Genomic DNA, 14,330 nt, shown 5'->3' with positions numbered 1-14,330 from the left:
ACTGGCAACGTCTTTGACTGCCAAGGATTTATGCTGTCTTGCGGCACATGCCCGGCTAATTCGTCGTCAATTCGCGCACCCGCGCCGACAGCCAGTCCAGTTCGGCATCCTCGATGCCCAGTTCCGCCAGGTGGCTGGCCGTGTTCCACAGGTATTCCGTGTTCGGCCCGCGCCCGCCCACGGCGCGCGCGATGATATGGGCCTGCTCTTCGATCTCCAGATGGCAATACTGCACGTGATCCGGGTCGATCACATAGGTCACTGCCTCCACCTCGCGCCCGTCCGCCAGGCGCAGCGGCAACACCCGCTCCAGATAGGCCGAACTGATCAGCTCGCGTTCCCGCAGATAATCCAGCGTCTGCGCCTGCCGCTCGGGCGCCACAGACAGCGCCAGCCCCTGGCATTGCGCCTGTGCCATCGCGTCCAGCGCCAGCACCAGCCCCGGTTGCTCTTCGGTCCCCCGATGGTGGATCGAGCGCATACAGAACGACCGGTGCCAGCCGTCCAGCGTGGCCAGCGTCTTTTCCCGATATTCGAAACCCGGATTCCACAACAGCGATCCGTAGCCAAAAACCCACATATCCTGCCTCTGGTCCTTCCTGTGCCGCGCCGTTAAACACCATTGCGAAGCGGTGCGAAAGGGGTGCCCCATGATGAAACTTCTGGCAATGCTGATCGCCATTCTGGCGTTCGGGTGGTCGGGCTACTGGCTGGCCGGCTACTGGGGCGTGACCACCGGCTTTGACCGCTGGTTCGAAGACCGCCGCGCCCAGGGCTGGGTGGCCGAATATGACGATCGCCGCGTGCTGGGCTTTCCCAACCGGTTCGACACCACCTTCACCAACCTCACCCTGGCCGATCCCGCAAGCGGTGTCGCCTGGGACATGCCCTTCCTTCAGCTGTTCGCGCTGTCCTACCGGCCCAACCACGTGATCGCCGTCTGGTCGCCCGAGCAGGTTCTGTCCACCCCCACCGAAAAGCTGACTGTCAGCACCGAAGACATGCGCGCCTCGGTGGTGCTGCGGCCCGACACGGCCCTGACACTGGAACGCTCCAATCTGGCCATCGAGGGCATGATCCTCGGCTCTTCGGCGGATTGGCGCATGTCGGCGCAAACACTTGGGCTGGCCATGCACCGCCTGGGCGATGCGCCCGCCACCTATCGCATGGCCCTGCAATCCACCAATGTGGCGCCGCCCGTGGCCTATCGCCTGCCCTCGGGGATGCAACTGCCCCGCACCCTCGCCACCCTGGCCGCCGACATGACAGTGACCTTCGACAAACCCTGGGACCGCGGCGCCATCGAACAGGCCCGCCCCCAGCCCACCGAAATCGACATCACGCTGGCGGAAATCGGCTGGGGCGATCTGCAACTCAACGCCGCCGGCAGGGTGACGATTGACAGTTTCGGCTATCCTTCGGGCACCATCACCCTGCGCGCGGTGAACTGGCGCGAGATCATCGCCGTCGCCCGCGCCACCGGGCGCGTGTCACCCGGCGTGCTGGACACGATCGAAGGGGCCCTGGACCTGGCGGCGCAGCTCGCGGGCAATGCCCGTCAGCTTGACATTCCCCTGACCTTCCGTAATGGCAGCACCCGGATCGGGCCGGTCCCCTTCGCGCCGGCCCCCGTCATCCGCCTGCGCTGACCGCGCCGCGCCGCGATGACGGCCGCCCGCGCGGGCATACTGCGGCGGCGCCCGGCGGTTCACCGGCAATAAGGCCCGCCGCGATACCGCGCCACGTCAAAATGAAAATGATCCTGGTGATACCGGTCCGCATTCGGCCCCAGCACCGTGCCGAACGGACCGCAGGCGCTGTTGTGCATCGACTTGAGAATGCGCCCCTTGCGGCCCTTGCCCCAGTCCCTGGCCACCGAAAGCGTGTCGCCGTTCTTCAGGCGGAATTCCGGCAGGTCCAGGGCATTGCCCTTGCCATGTTCCGAAATCTTGGCGCCCTTGCGGTTGTTGCGTGTGCGGCAGGCATAGCTTGCCGCCACTTTCATTTCCACCACGCCGCCGCCATAGCGTTTCACCGCCGGTTCCAGCCCCTTGTCCACCCACAGACTCAGCGACCGCGCCGCCGAACAGTTGATCACCGCCGGTGTGCTCAGCCTGATGCCACGCACCTCGTAAAGGCGAATGGCATCCTTGGGGATACCGCACCCGGGCAGCCGGCCGGGAACCGGCGCAATCTCCTCGCCGACAAGGTTCTTGTCGCCGCAGATCCGCGCCTTGCTGGTTCCGAACAGCCCGCGTTTGCGCGGCACCGGATCGCTGGCGGCAGGGGTGGCGGGTGGGGGCGCGGACACCTGCGCCCGGTCCGGAGCAACCGGTGCCGCCGCCGCATTGGCCTTGCGCATCGGGCGCCCCGGACGGGCCCTCGGGCGCAACGATTCATCCGGGGCGAAACTGGGCAGCGCGGGGGGAAAGACATGTTCGCGCGTGACCGGACGCAGCGACCGCTCGGGCGCATTGGCCGCCGCCACACCGCCCGCCCCGGCAACCGCCAGCGCCACATAAAGCGCCACATACGGGGCCACATACAGGGCCACACACTGGGCCGCATTTCCGGCCCGGCGCCTCACGGCCGCTTTGCGGCGCGCCCGAAATCGGGGGCGTCCGTGTCCTGACCGGCCTCGATGATGCCGCGCCGAATGGCCCGCGTCCTGGTGAAATACTCGTACAGATGATCGCCGTCGCCCATGCGAATGGCGCGTTGCAGCACGAACAACTCCTCGGTGAACCGCCCCAGGATATCCAGCGTCGCCTCGCGATTGTTCAGAAACACGTCGCGCCACATGGTCGGGTCGCTGGCCGCGATCCGGGTGAAATCCCGGAAACCGGCGGCGGAATATTTCACCACCTCGCTTTCGGTCACACGGCGCAGGTGATCGGCCACGCCCACCATCGTATAGGCAATGGCATGGGGCACATGGCTTGTCACCGCCAGCACCAGATCGTGATGGTCCGCGTCCATCTCGTCCACATTCGCCCCCATCCCCTCCCACAGCGCACGCAGCCGCGCCACGGCGTCCGGGTCGGTACTCTGGTCCGATGGCACGATGATGCACCAGCGATTGTCATAAAGCCCCGCAAAGCCGCTTTCCGGCCCGGAATGCTCGGTCCCGGCCAGCGGATGCGCGGGTACGAAATGCACCCCCTCGGGCAGATGCGGCCCCACCGCGTCAATCACCGCGCGCTTGACCGATCCCACATCCGAAACCGTCGCGCCGGGCTTCAGCGCGCCGGCAATGTCCGCCGTCACCTGCCCCATGGCCCCCACCGGCACACACAGGATCACCAGATCAGCGCCCGCCACGGCCTCGGCCGCGCTGTCACAGACCCGGTCGCACAATCCGATCCTGCGCGCGGTGTCGCGTGTCGCGCCCGAGCGCGCATAGCCCGTCACCTCCCCCGCAAGATCACCGCGCCGGATCGCCCAGAAAATCGACGACGCGATCAGCCCCAGCCCGATCAGCGCCACCCGGTCATAAACCCGGCTCATCGCGCGCCGTCCTTGAACTGGCCGATCGCATGGGCCACGCGGCGGCATCCGGATTCATCGCCCACCGTGATGCGCAGACAATTGGGCAGCCCGTATCCCGCAACCCGGCGCACGATCACACCCTGGGATTTCAGATAATCGTCACAGGCTTCGGCCTCGGCCCGGTCGGCAAACCGCGCCAGGATGAAATTCGCCGTCGACGTGTCTGACGGCACGCCCAGTTCGGCCAGCGCCTCGGCCAGCCAGGCTCGCTGCTTGGCGTTCTCGGCCCGGCACCTGTCCACCCAGGCCTGATCCCGCACCGCCGCCTCGGCCAGGGCCAGTTGCACGGTTGACAGGTTGAACGGCTGGCGCAGCCGGTTCAGCACGTCGATGATCTCCTGCGGGGCATAGCCCCAGCCCACACGCAACCCGCCAAGACCGTAAATCTTGGAAAAAGTGCGCGTCATCACCACGTTGTCGCGCGCCCCAACCAGCGCCGCGCCGCCGTCGAACCCGTCAACATACTCGGTATAGGCCCCGTCATGCACCAGAATGGCACCCTCCGGCAGACCGTCCGCCAGCCGCGCCACTTCGCTGGCCCCGATCATCGTGCCGGTCGGGTTGGCCGGGTTGGCAATGAACACGATCCTTGTCTTTTTGGTGCAGGCCGCCAGAATCGCGTCCACATCCACGGTACGCTCGCGCTCGGCCACCTTCACCGGTTTTGCCCCCACCATACGGGCCAGGATCGGGTACATCGAAAACCCGTGCTCGGTATAGATGATCTCGTCGCCCACCCCGGCATAGGCCTGGGTGACAAATTGCAACACCTCGTCGGAACCGACCCCGCAAATGACGCGCGCCGCGTCCAGCCCGTGCACCTCGGCAATCGCCGCACGCAGATCGGCATGATCCGTGTTGGGATATCGGTTCAGGCCGACCGATGTCTTGGCATGGGCCCGCTTGATCTCGTCCGAACTGCCCAGCGGATTCTCGTTCGACGACAGCTTGACCACATCGGACACACCCGCCACCGTCGATGTACCGCCCACATACAATTCAATGTCCAGAATACCCGGCTGCGGCTTGATACGTGACATCCTGAAAAACACTCCTGCTACGCAAGCTGTTTAGCCCTGCGCCCGCGTATTTGAAAGCGCAGAACGACGCCTTGCAAGAACTGCGTGATCGGCGCAACGCTCGCGAGGAAGCCCGCATGGGCTGAAGAGCCGACAAGGAAAAACCCGCTGCAAGCCGCAGCGGGTTTCCCGGGATACTCGAATGGATCGGCGGCGAAGTCAGTTCTTCGCGTAGAATTCCACAACCAGGTTCGGTTCCATCTGAACCGCATAGGGCACGTCCGACAGGCCTGGGGTGCGCACAAATGTCGCCACCATCTTGGAATGGTCGGCATCGATGTAATCGGGCACGTCACGCTCGGGCAATTGCACGGCTTCCAGAATGGCCGCCATCTGCTTGGACTTGTCGCGCACTTCGATCACGTCGCCCTCTTTCACACGGTAAGAGGGGATGTTCACGCGCTTGCCGTTCACCAGCACATGGCCGTGGTTCACGAACTGACGTGCGGCAAATACGGTCGGCACGAACTTGGCGCGATACACAACCGCGTCCAGACGGCGCTCCAGCAGGCCGATCAGGTTTTCACCGGTGTCGCCCTTCACACGTTCTGCCTCGGCATAGATGCGGCGGAACTGTTTCTCGGTCAGGTCGCCGTAATGGCCCTTCAGCTTCTGCTTGGCGCGCAGCTGGGTGCCGAAATCCGACAGCTTGCCCTTGCGGCGCTGGCCGTGCTGGCCGGGGCCATAGTCACGACGGTTGACGGGGGATTTGGGGCGGCCCCAGATGTTTTCGCCCATGCGGCGATCGATCTTGTACTTGGCAGACGTGCGTTTGGTCACGGCTGATCTCCTTTTTGGGTGGCATTTCAGCTGGTTCCGAAAACCGGTTCCCACTTTTCGGGCTGAAATCGCGTCTCAGCTCGACCGTAGGGCGATCAGGCGGAATGCCTTGTGCCGTTTAAAAGGGCGTTGTCCTCTTGCCGGATTTTGCCGACATGACAGGCAACCTCTTGCGAGGGCCACCAACACCAATGAAGCCGCGCGTATACAGCAGCCGACGGGGGAGTCAAGGTTGTTGCGTGAAATGCCTCATCCGGTCTTCTTGCGGCGGCATCGGGATTGGCAAGGCCTCTGCCCGATTTGCCGGGTGCACCGCTGACACGGCACCGCCCGAGGCGTTAACCATGCCTGTCTGGGCGCGCCGCACCGCCGCTATGCCGACGTGATACCGACGCAATGCCGACCCCCGGTTTGCGCAGAAAACAAGGCCATTAACCGCGAAAACGCCCCGATCATGCGAATCGGGGCGCCCGGCGTGTTAACCTTTGGCCGGCTCAGGCGGCATCATGCAGCAGGATCGCTGCCTCGGATCGTGTCAGATTGCGCCGTGCATAGGGACCGTAACCATGCGGGTCAAATTCCAGCTCCGGCGCCAAATCCAGCAACCGCGCCCGGTCGCCCTCTTCCAACGCCGTCAGGTCGGCACTTGCGGGATGAAAGCTTTCGGTTTCCACACCATTGGCCCAGATCACTTCATGCCCCGGCAGCAACAGGTGCACATAGGTCACTTCGCGCAGCGCGTGATCCACGGCGATGGTCTGCCCGTTCACCAGGTCTTCCGCCCGCACCAGCACCTCGGAACTGTTGAACAAAGCACGCGCCACCGGCCCCTTGACCAGCATCCGGTGTTCGGGCGACACGATCAGCTCCTGATCCGGGCGCTCGATGCCCAGCGCGCCGGGCCGGATGCGGATCGGGCGCAGGCGCGGCATGGCAAACAGCCGCGCGCCGGTCATGCGGCGGCTGCCGATCCAGCAGACTTCCTGTGCCCCGTTGTCCTTGGTCTGCACCCGGTCACCCTCGCGCAGGGTCTCGATCCGTTTCGGCCCCTCTGGCGTGGCGATCACGGTGCCCGGCGTGAAACAGATCACCCCGCCCCGAGCCGTGGTCACCTTGCGGCTTTCCAACACCTCCATCGAGTGGTGGACTACCCACAAATCCTTGTTTTTAGGGGGAAGTTCATCCAGAAACATCAAAAGCGGCGCGGTCCCCGGCACCTCGATCACCGTTGCCGTGTAGCTGCCCGCCCCGTCTGTCACGATGAAACCGCCGTCCAGCAGCGGTTCTTTCACGTCGACCTCGGCAACCGGCGTCGTGCCGTTCACTGCCGCCCCGACCAGACGGCGCACCATGCGCGCCGCCCGCTTGCGAATGTTTGCCCCTTCTTCCCCCTGATCGAGTCGCAAAAGCTCGCTGGGGCCGTCCACCTGTACGGCGTCCCCATGCCAGGACCACACCACGCCTGTTTCCAGCGTTTGCTCCGGTGCGGCCTCAAGACCGTCCACTTCTGTTTGCGACCAGGAGATGACAAACGTGCCACGAAAGCCCGTTTCCATTGCCCGATAACCTGCCTCTTAGTCTTTTTATTGCAGGCACACTAACAAAGCCGAATCACCCTGCAAAGAGGGCGATTTGAAAAAGTTAACGACTGTGCAAATTCGCCTCAGAACCGGATGCTCAGCGTCACAGACCCCACCAACTGGCCCTCGGACTGGCCGGCAAACTCCTCGCCCAGCCAGGTAAGCCCGTAAAACATCGCACTTTTTTCGCCCTGCCAGTGCAGCCCGGCCCGCACGCGGCTGCGCATGTCTGTGGTCTGAAACCCCCGGTTGGAGGGCAGGTACACGCTGTCAAACACCTTGGCCACATCCGCCCCGGCCACGAAACTTACCCCGGGCTCTTGCCCGCCGACCGCGCGGAACCTCTGCCCCGTGACCCAGTCCCGCACCAGCAGATCGCCGCTGCCAAAACCGCCGAATGTGAAATCGAACCCGGCGCGCAACAGGGTCTCGTCCCCGGCCCGCCCCTCGACAAACGGACGCAGACGGCCGCCCGGCCCAAGGTCGATATCGCGCCCGATTTCTATCACCGCGCGCGGCTGCCACTGATTGGCGATCTGCGCCGCCCGAACCGAAGCCGACGGCCCCGGAATGCCGACCAGATCATGTAGCCAGCTCTGGAAATCATCCAGCCCGGTCATCGGGCCGATGGCCACAAGATCCGCCCCGGTGCTGATCGAGGTCGCGCCCCTCTGGACATGGGTGTGCAGGCCCCAGGACATCGCCCCCGCATAGGGCCGGTCGCCGGGACCGCTGTCATCCAGATCGCGCGGCGCGATGATCTCGCCGCCAAAGCGGAATTCGATGATGTCACCGAACGTCCCGGGCAAGGAACCATCCCAGCCACGCCCCCACACCCGGCTGGTGGCGATGGACCCGGTGCGCCAACGGTCCTTCCCGTCCCCGATAAGATCGTTGGTCAACAGCCAGCCATAGCCCAGAAATTCGCGCTCCTGCGCGATGGAACTGGTGGCGGTCACGGCTAACGCCAATACAAAAGAGGCAATACGGCCAAGCATCAAATACCCTCGGTCTGCGCCCCCACGGCCCAACCGTCCTAGCCTGCTCTCCTGCCCGCGCGCCAGCCTTTTTTGCCGTCACCCCGGAATTTGCGACGCGGCGTTGCACAAAAGAAACCGGCGCCCGATGCGGGCGCCGGTCAGGCTTGTCACGCGGCGGCGGGATCAGTCCGATCCGCTGCCGGTCTCTGCGCCGCTGTCTTCCCCGGCGGTCTCCGCCGTGGCGTCAGGCGCGGCCGTCGCATCCGTGGCCGCGTCGCCTGTGACGGCGGGGTCATCCTCGGTCTGCGGGGCCTCTTCGGTGGTGGCCCCGGTCGCGCCGTCGTCGCTCCCCTCCGTCGGGGGTGGTGCCGGAGGCACGTCATAGCCCAGCACCTCGGCCGTGGCGCGATCCACGAACCCGGTCTGCTCCAGCCCGTTATCGTACTGGACCCACAGGATCGCCGCTTCGGTGGCCAACCCGAACACGCCATCCACACTGCCCACGTCATACCCCAGCTCCACCAGCTGGTTCTGCAAGTCGCGCACCACCTGGCCGCGTGTCATCGGCGAGGTCAGCCCCAGCCCGATCACGCTGGTCGGTTCGGCGGCGGCCTCTTCCTCGGCATCCGACACGATCTCGTAAACCTGCTCGTCCTGATAATAGGTCGCGCGGTAAAGAACGCCGTCGCACAGATACAGTGTTTCGCCATCCTCCTGCACCTTCTGGCAATTGTCATCCTCGGGCAGCGAAGTCACGTAAACCAGCGTTGATCCAACCACCACGGCGGTAAAATACCAGCCCCAGCTCGGGTACCAATAATACCGGCCCCAACTCGGATGCGGCGGGCGCGGATAGGGCGGTCGGTTGTGCGGCGGGCGCCATCCCGGCGGGCGATGTCCCGGCGGGCGCCATCCGGGCGGACGGTTCCCCGGTGGGCGTGCGCCGGGCGGGCGCGAGCCGGGCGGACGCATTCCCGGCGGGCGCGACCCCGGTGGCCGGGATCCGGGAGGGCGCGACCCGGGAGGCCTTGCCCCCGGCGGACGCGGATTGACCGGCCGCGTCGTGGGCCGGTTGCCCGAACCGGGCAATTGTGCCTCGGGCGGGCGCGCGGGCCGAGTGGACGGGCGATTTCCGGCGGGCGGGCTGGGCCGCGTCACCGGTTTCGGTGCCGGCCGGGTACTGGGGCGCGCGCTGGGCCTGGGCGCGGGCCGGGTGGCCGGTCGCGTGCTGGGCCTTGGGGCGGGGCGCGCCGTGGGTCGCGTGCGGGCGCCGCTTGGGCGGGCCGCCGGGCGGTTGGAAAACCCGCCCCGCGCACCGGGATTGCCACCCCGTGCAAAGGCCATATCAACCCCGCCAACCCCGCCAATGAACACCACCGGCCCCTGGGTAAAGGCGATGGCAAAGGACAACAGCCAGACAAATATCCGTTTCATGTCATTCCCCCCCCTCTGCCTGCGGGATCGCCTCGGTCTCCCGCTTGGGCCAGCTCAGCCGCGACGTCTCTTCGCCGGGCACATAAGTGAAGGTGCCCTCCTCGATCTCGGGTGCGAAATCCCAGTTCGTGAAATAGGCGCGGAATTGTGGCCAGCCCTGTTCATACGGGTTGGTGCCCACGATCATCACCGGCACCGCCGGCTCGCTCACGCTGATCCACATCTGCAAATCCAGATCATAGCCGGACAGCGCCACGTGATGCACGTTCTGTCCCGCGACGCGCTTTTGCCCCAGATAGGCGGCGTCGGTGACATCTCCCAGAAACTGATCCGCCGCGTTATCAACCAACACCTGCCAGATCGGCAAGGCCGTGTCATATTCCGCGGCCACCCGCTCGGCCAATTGCTCGAATGTACCGACAAACGGCGCGCTGACATAGGCGTCCCGGTCCACAAGGTTCACCGTCAGCGTCGCGCCGTCGTAAAAGAACTCGCGCGCGCCGCTCTCCTGCTCGGCATAGGCATAATAGCCCCGCCCCCGCGCCAGAAGCGCATCGCCGCTGCGGATGTGGGTGACAATCTCGCGCCCGTCCACCACCTGGTCAAAGGACACGAACCAGCTGACCGAAATCTCCCCGGCCTGCGCGATATTTGCCGTGGCCACCTCGACCAGCTCGACCGCCCGCGCAGACAACCGCGAATCGTCCTGTGCCAGGGCCGGTGTCAGGCCCGTCAAACCGGCCACAACGGCACACAGGCCCATCACTTCAAATCGCTTCATCAAATCCCCCCGAACCGAAAAATCTCAATCAGATGGGCTCACTTTAAGGCATAACTCCGAAATCGCTATCCAAATACCGGATGCCTTTTGGCGCGCGTTTCTCAGAACAGCCCCTGCTCGCGCGCGATCAGCGCAGCCTGCGTGCGGTTGGATACCCCGATCTTGCGATACAGCGTGCGCACATGCAGCTTGATCGTCGGCTCCGACAGGTTCAGGTCGCGGGCAATTTCCTTGTTGGACTTGCCCTCGGTCAAACCCTGCAACACCTGCATTTCGCGGGCCGTCAACGACCTGGCCAGCGGATGGTCTGCCGGTTCATCCGCGCCCGCCATGAACTCGGGCGGGACGTATTGTTCGCCCGCGGCCATGAACCGAATGGCGTTGACCAACGACTTCGCGGGCAGGGTCTTGGGCACGAAACCCGACGCCCCCGCATCCAGCGCCGCCTCTGCCACCGCCCGGCTGGCCTCGCCTGAAATCAGCGCCACATGCGGCGCGCCCTTCTGCGCCAGGGCCTGGCGCAGGCCGTTCAGCCCGTTCATTCCGGGCATGTTGTAATCCAGCAGCACCAGGTCAAACGGTGCCTCCCGCTCGATCAATGCAAGCGCGCTGTCCAGATCGGGGGCGGTATGAGTCTCGATCCCTCCGGCTGCCTCGACAAAGGCCACCAGCGTATCACGCAACAAATCATGGTCGTCGGCAATCAGAATTTTCAAATCGATTCACCTCGAATACACGCGGCACTAATCCACCAACGCAGCGCGTGATCAACCCCAAAATACAGGACAACCGGTCCGGCGGGATCCTGGCGCAGCCCCAGTATAGACCAGTCGCTGCCGTAGGGTCATGCAAAAAACCTATCCTTTCGGCTAGGGCATTATCCCTTTGCGCGGTTCCCGGATCTGCTACATATGTGCAAGATTGGCGATGTAAGAGATGAGGAACCCGAGCAGATGCGCAAGTTGAGACGGGCAATTTCCGCCCTGATCGTCGGCCTCATGCTACCACTCACGACCGCCGCTCTGGCGGAGGGTGCCTTGGTTGAACCAACCGGGCGCGTCGTACTGACCGTGTCAGGCAAGATAAGCGTGACAAACTCGGGGGACACGGCCCGGTTCGACATGGAGATGCTGCGCGCCCTACCGGCGCAAAGCTTCTCGACAACGACCTTGTGGACCGAAGGGGTCCACGAGTTCACGGGTGTACCGCTGGCAGTGCTGCTCCAGGAACTGGGGATCTCGGGCAGCACTGTCGACGCCTGGGCGATCAACGATTATCTGGCCGAATTCGACGTGTCCGAACTGGAACCGAATGTCCCCATCATCGCCTACGCCATGGACGGCCAGCCCATGCCGCGCCGCGACAAGGGGCCGTTGTGGATTGTCTATCCCTACGATTCCTCTGACCACTACCGCACAGAGGTGGTTTATTCCCGCAGCGTCTGGCAACTCGACAGGCTCGACGTGCTCGAATAGGCTCTGGCGCATGATCGCCCTGCCCCTACGCCGATTGCCCTGCCCTTCCCCTGTTTCCGGCGCGCCGGTCTGATGTCGCGCGTACGCGACCTGACCCGCCCCCGCCGTTTTGGCGCCGTGCTGGCCGGGTTTGCCGCCGTGCTGCTGGTTCTGGCGGTGCTGCTGTCAATCGAGGTGCGCAGCAATCTGCGCCGCCTTGCGTCGGCCAGTTCCGAAAACGTCCAGTGGACTTTGTCGCAGATGGAAGTTGAAATGCTGGAATTCACCAACGCGGTGATTCTGGCCACGACCACCGGCACACCGGATCTCGAACGGGTCCGGCTGGAATTCGACATCCTCTTCAACCGGGTACAAACGCTCTACGGCTCGCCTTTCCTGCATCAGATCGTCGCAGAGCGCAATTTTCGCGGCTCGCTCAACGCGACGCAACGGTTTCTCGATGACACGGTTCCCCTGATGGACGGGCCCGACGACCGGCTGCGCGCGGCCCTGCCCGATCTGGTCCGGCAAGCCAGCGATCTGCGCCTTGATGTGCGCAAGCTGGCCGTGGTTGCGCTTGGTCATTTTGCCGGTCAATCCGACGCGCGCCGCGAAGACGTGGCCGATACGCTGATCCGCCTCGCGGTACTGGCCATCCTGCTGGTTGCGGCGCTGGTCGGGCTGGTGATCTACATGCTTGGCATTTATCGCCAGACCCGCGACCGCGGGGCGGCGCTTGCACGGCTCAACCAGCGCATGAACACGATCCTGGCCACTTCGCTGGACGGCGTGATCGTGACCGATCGCGATGGCCAGGTTCTGGAATTCAACGAAGCGGCACAGCGCATTTTCGGCATGGACGCCGCCGAGGCCCGCCGACACCGGATTGACGTGTTCTTTGCCCCCGAAAGCCTGCGCGAGTTCGACTTCGGCCGCACGGCTCCCGGCGGCTCCGAACCCGAGGCCCCGATCGTCGGCCATGGCCGGGTCCAGTTGGACGCCACGCGCGCTGATGGCACGGTCTTTCCGGTGGAAATCGCGATCCAGTCGGCCTTTGACGGTAAAGACGATCTGCTGGTTGCCTTCCTGCGCGACATTTCCCGCCGGGTTGCCGATGAAAAGGAACTTGTCCAGGCCCGCGACAGGGCGCTGGCCGGCGAACAGGCAAAGGCCAGCTTTCTCACCGTCATGAGCCACGAAATCCGAACCCCCCTGAACGGCCTACTGGGCAACCTCGCCCTGTTGCAGGGCAGCGATCTGACGCCGGAACAGGGCCAGTTCGTTCGCAACATGGACATCTCGGGCAAGGTACTGATGCGCCATGTCGACAGCGTGCTGGATCTGGCCCGGTTCGAGGCTGGCAAGGCCGAAATCACCCCGCGCCCCACCAACCTGTCCAACCTCGTCCAGAACGTGATCGACGGCCAGACCGGCCTGGCCGATCACAACGCCACCACGCTTGACTGGCATTGGGTCGGCCCGCCCGCGCCCTGGCTGCGCCTCGATCCCGCGGCGCTGGAACAGGTGCTGCTCAACCTTCTGGGCAACGCGCTGAAATTCACGCCGCGCGGGCAGGTCAAGATCGAGCTGGAACTGTCCGGTGCCGTGGACGGCGCCGGGAATGGAACGCAGCGCTCCGACACCCTCGAAATCCGGGTGATCGACACCGGCCAGGGTATCCCCGAGGCCGATCTGCACCGCGTATTCGAGGATTTCGTCACCCGCGACGTGTCCTTTGGCCGCCTTACGGGGGGGACCGGGCTTGGGCTGGGCATCGCGCGGCGCATCGTCGAGGCAATGGGCGGTGAAATCGGCGTGGAAAGCACTCTGGGCGTGGGCAGCGTGTTCTGGCTGCGCCTCCCGGTCCGGCGCGTCCGCCCCGGCACAGATGCCGACGGCGCGGACAGCCCGGCACCAGCGGCCCGCGCCCTCGACATCCTCGTGGTCGAGGACAACGAGATCAACCGCGACGTGACCTGCCAGATGCTGCGACGCGATGGTCACACCGTCACCTGCACCTCCAATGGCATGTCGGGCATGAACCATGCCCATAACCACCGGTTCGACGTGATCCTGATGGATATCTCCATGCCGGTGATGGACGGCTTCCAGGCCGCGCGCAACATTCGCAATTCGGACGGCGCCTCCAGGGACAGCCCGATCATCGCGGTATCCGCCAATGTGCTGCAACAGGACCGACACGAGATCGAGCGCGCCGGAATGAACGGTTTCCTGGCAAAACCGCTCACCGGAACACAGCTGCGTGACCTGATCGAAGCCATCTCATCGGGCGCCCCGGCCCCGGCCGCCGCGCGCCCGGACGCGGCCACGCTGATCGACACACAGCACCTGCACGCCACCCGGACGGGGCTGGGCGATGACGTATTTGACGGGCTGCTTGGCCGGTTCTGCACCGAAACCGATACGCTCCTGTCCGATCTCGTATGTGGCCCACCGGCGCCAGAGCGCGCAAAGGTGCTTGCCGCGCGCTGTCACAAGAGCGCCGGCAGCGCAGCCGTGTTCGGGCTGAACCGGCTGCGCAACGCGCTGTTGCAGATGGAGACCGCACTGAAGACCGGCGAAACGCGCGGGTTTGACACCCAGGTCGCGCGGCTCGGTAATGTGTGGGACGAGTCGCGCGCGGCCCTGCACCCGCAGCCCCCCGGCATGTGACCCTGCGTCAAACCGGGCGG

Annotated in this window: 13 protein-coding genes; 3 read left to right on the top strand and 10 right to left on the bottom strand. The window is 65.0% G+C overall.

All coding sequences use genetic code 11. From position 1 onward, the window contains the following. Positions 1–55: 55 nt before the first annotated feature. A complete protein-coding gene (locus I3253_RS10135) occupies positions 56–580 on the bottom strand; it encodes a gamma-glutamylcyclotransferase (RefSeq protein ID WP_197917535.1) in 525 nt (174 codons plus the stop codon). A 70-nt stretch (positions 581–650) separates the two neighbouring features. Between I3253_RS10135 and I3253_RS10130 the strand changes: the two genes are divergently transcribed. Then, a complete protein-coding gene (locus I3253_RS10130) occupies positions 651–1,649 on the top strand; it encodes a DUF2125 domain-containing protein (protein WP_197917534.1) in 999 nt (332 codons plus the stop codon). Between the two features lie 59 nt (positions 1,650–1,708). Here I3253_RS10130 and I3253_RS10125 read toward each other — a convergent pair whose 3' ends face one another. From I3253_RS10125 to I3253_RS10085, 9 genes are all read right to left on the bottom strand, one after another. After that, positions 1,709–2,554, bottom strand: coding sequence for an extensin-like domain-containing protein (locus tag I3253_RS10125; RefSeq protein WP_332255711.1), 846 nt, complete (start codon positions 2,552–2,554; stop codon positions 1,709–1,711). Positions 2,555–2,583: 29 nt separating this feature from the next. Next, the gene (locus I3253_RS10120; RefSeq protein ID WP_197917533.1) at positions 2,584–3,507 is read right to left on the bottom strand and encodes a prephenate/arogenate dehydrogenase family protein; all 924 of its coding nucleotides are present in this window, start codon (positions 3,505–3,507) and stop codon (positions 2,584–2,586) included. After that, positions 3,504–4,589 carry a histidinol-phosphate transaminase gene (hisC, locus tag I3253_RS10115; RefSeq protein WP_197917532.1) on the bottom strand — a complete coding sequence of 362 codons (1,086 nt, stop codon included), beginning with the start codon at positions 4,587–4,589 and terminating at the stop codon, positions 3,504–3,506. The genes I3253_RS10120 and hisC overlap by 4 nt, the downstream gene beginning before the upstream one ends. Positions 4,590–4,787: 198 nt before the next feature. Then, on the bottom strand, positions 4,788–5,408 hold the full coding sequence (rpsD, locus tag I3253_RS10110; RefSeq protein ID WP_197917531.1) for a 30S ribosomal protein S4: 621 nt from the start codon (positions 5,406–5,408) through the stop codon (positions 4,788–4,790). Positions 5,409–5,902: 494 nt separating this feature from the next. Continuing rightward, the gene (locus I3253_RS10105) at positions 5,903–6,964 is read right to left on the bottom strand and encodes a Hint domain-containing protein (RefSeq protein ID WP_197917530.1); all 1,062 of its coding nucleotides are present in this window, start codon (positions 6,962–6,964) and stop codon (positions 5,903–5,905) included. A 107-nt stretch (positions 6,965–7,071) separates the two neighbouring features. Continuing rightward, entirely contained in the window at positions 7,072–7,986 is a 915-nt protein-coding gene (locus I3253_RS10100) for a lipid A-modifier LpxR family protein (protein WP_197917529.1), read from the bottom strand. A 165-nt stretch (positions 7,987–8,151) separates the two neighbouring features. After that, positions 8,152–8,751, bottom strand: coding sequence for a peptidoglycan-binding domain-containing protein (locus tag I3253_RS20705; RefSeq protein WP_197917528.1), 600 nt, complete (start codon positions 8,749–8,751; stop codon positions 8,152–8,154). Between the two features lie 652 nt (positions 8,752–9,403). Beyond that, positions 9,404–10,183, bottom strand: a complete 780-nt coding sequence (locus I3253_RS10090) for a DUF2092 domain-containing protein (RefSeq protein ID WP_197917527.1) — start codon at positions 10,181–10,183, stop codon at positions 9,404–9,406. Between the two features lie 101 nt (positions 10,184–10,284). Next, on the bottom strand, positions 10,285–10,899 hold the full coding sequence (locus I3253_RS10085) for a response regulator transcription factor (RefSeq protein WP_197917526.1): 615 nt from the start codon (positions 10,897–10,899) through the stop codon (positions 10,285–10,287). Positions 10,900–11,136: 237 nt separating this feature from the next. Between I3253_RS10085 and I3253_RS10080 the strand changes: the two genes are divergently transcribed. Next, a complete protein-coding gene (locus I3253_RS10080) occupies positions 11,137–11,658 on the top strand; it encodes a molybdopterin-dependent oxidoreductase (protein WP_232272138.1) in 522 nt (173 codons plus the stop codon). A gap of 72 nt (positions 11,659–11,730) precedes the next feature. Further along, positions 11,731–14,310 (top strand): PAS domain-containing hybrid sensor histidine kinase/response regulator, encoded by a 2,580-nt coding sequence (locus tag I3253_RS10075; RefSeq protein WP_197917525.1) that lies wholly within the window; start codon positions 11,731–11,733, stop codon positions 14,308–14,310. Positions 14,311–14,330 lie beyond the last annotated feature (20 nt).

Source organism: Thiosulfatihalobacter marinus, assembly GCF_016019955.1.
GTDB classification, from domain to species: Bacteria; Pseudomonadota; Alphaproteobacteria; order Rhodobacterales; family Rhodobacteraceae; genus Shimia; species Shimia marinus_A.
Note: the sequence above shows the minus strand (reverse complement) of the source record. Positions and strands in the feature narration are given on the sequence as shown.

Bases quoted from the DNA above. Each gene is read 5' to 3' on its own strand.
- I3253_RS10100 (WP_197917529.1), bottom strand. From the start codon at position 7,986: ATGCTTGGCCGTATTGCCTCTTTTGTATTGGCGTTAGCCGTGACCGCC.
- I3253_RS10130 (WP_197917534.1), top strand. From the start codon at position 651: ATGATGAAACTTCTGGCAATGCTGATCGCCATTCTGGCGTTCGGGTGG.
- hisC (WP_197917532.1), bottom strand. From the start codon at position 4,589: ATGTCACGTATCAAGCCGCAGCCGGGTATTCTGGACATTGAATTGTAT.
- I3253_RS10075 (WP_197917525.1), top strand. From the start codon at position 11,731: ATGTCGCGCGTACGCGACCTGACCCGCCCCCGCCGTTTTGGCGCCGTG.
- I3253_RS10120 (WP_197917533.1), bottom strand. From the start codon at position 3,507: ATGAGCCGGGTTTATGACCGGGTGGCGCTGATCGGGCTGGGGCTGATC.
- I3253_RS10105 (WP_197917530.1), bottom strand. From the start codon at position 6,964: ATGGAAACGGGCTTTCGTGGCACGTTTGTCATCTCCTGGTCGCAAACA.
- I3253_RS10090 (WP_197917527.1), bottom strand. From the start codon at position 10,183: ATGAAGCGATTTGAAGTGATGGGCCTGTGTGCCGTTGTGGCCGGTTTG.
- I3253_RS10135 (WP_197917535.1), bottom strand. From the start codon at position 580: ATGTGGGTTTTTGGCTACGGATCGCTGTTGTGGAATCCGGGTTTCGAA.
- I3253_RS10080 (WP_232272138.1), top strand. From the start codon at position 11,137: ATGCGCAAGTTGAGACGGGCAATTTCCGCCCTGATCGTCGGCCTCATG.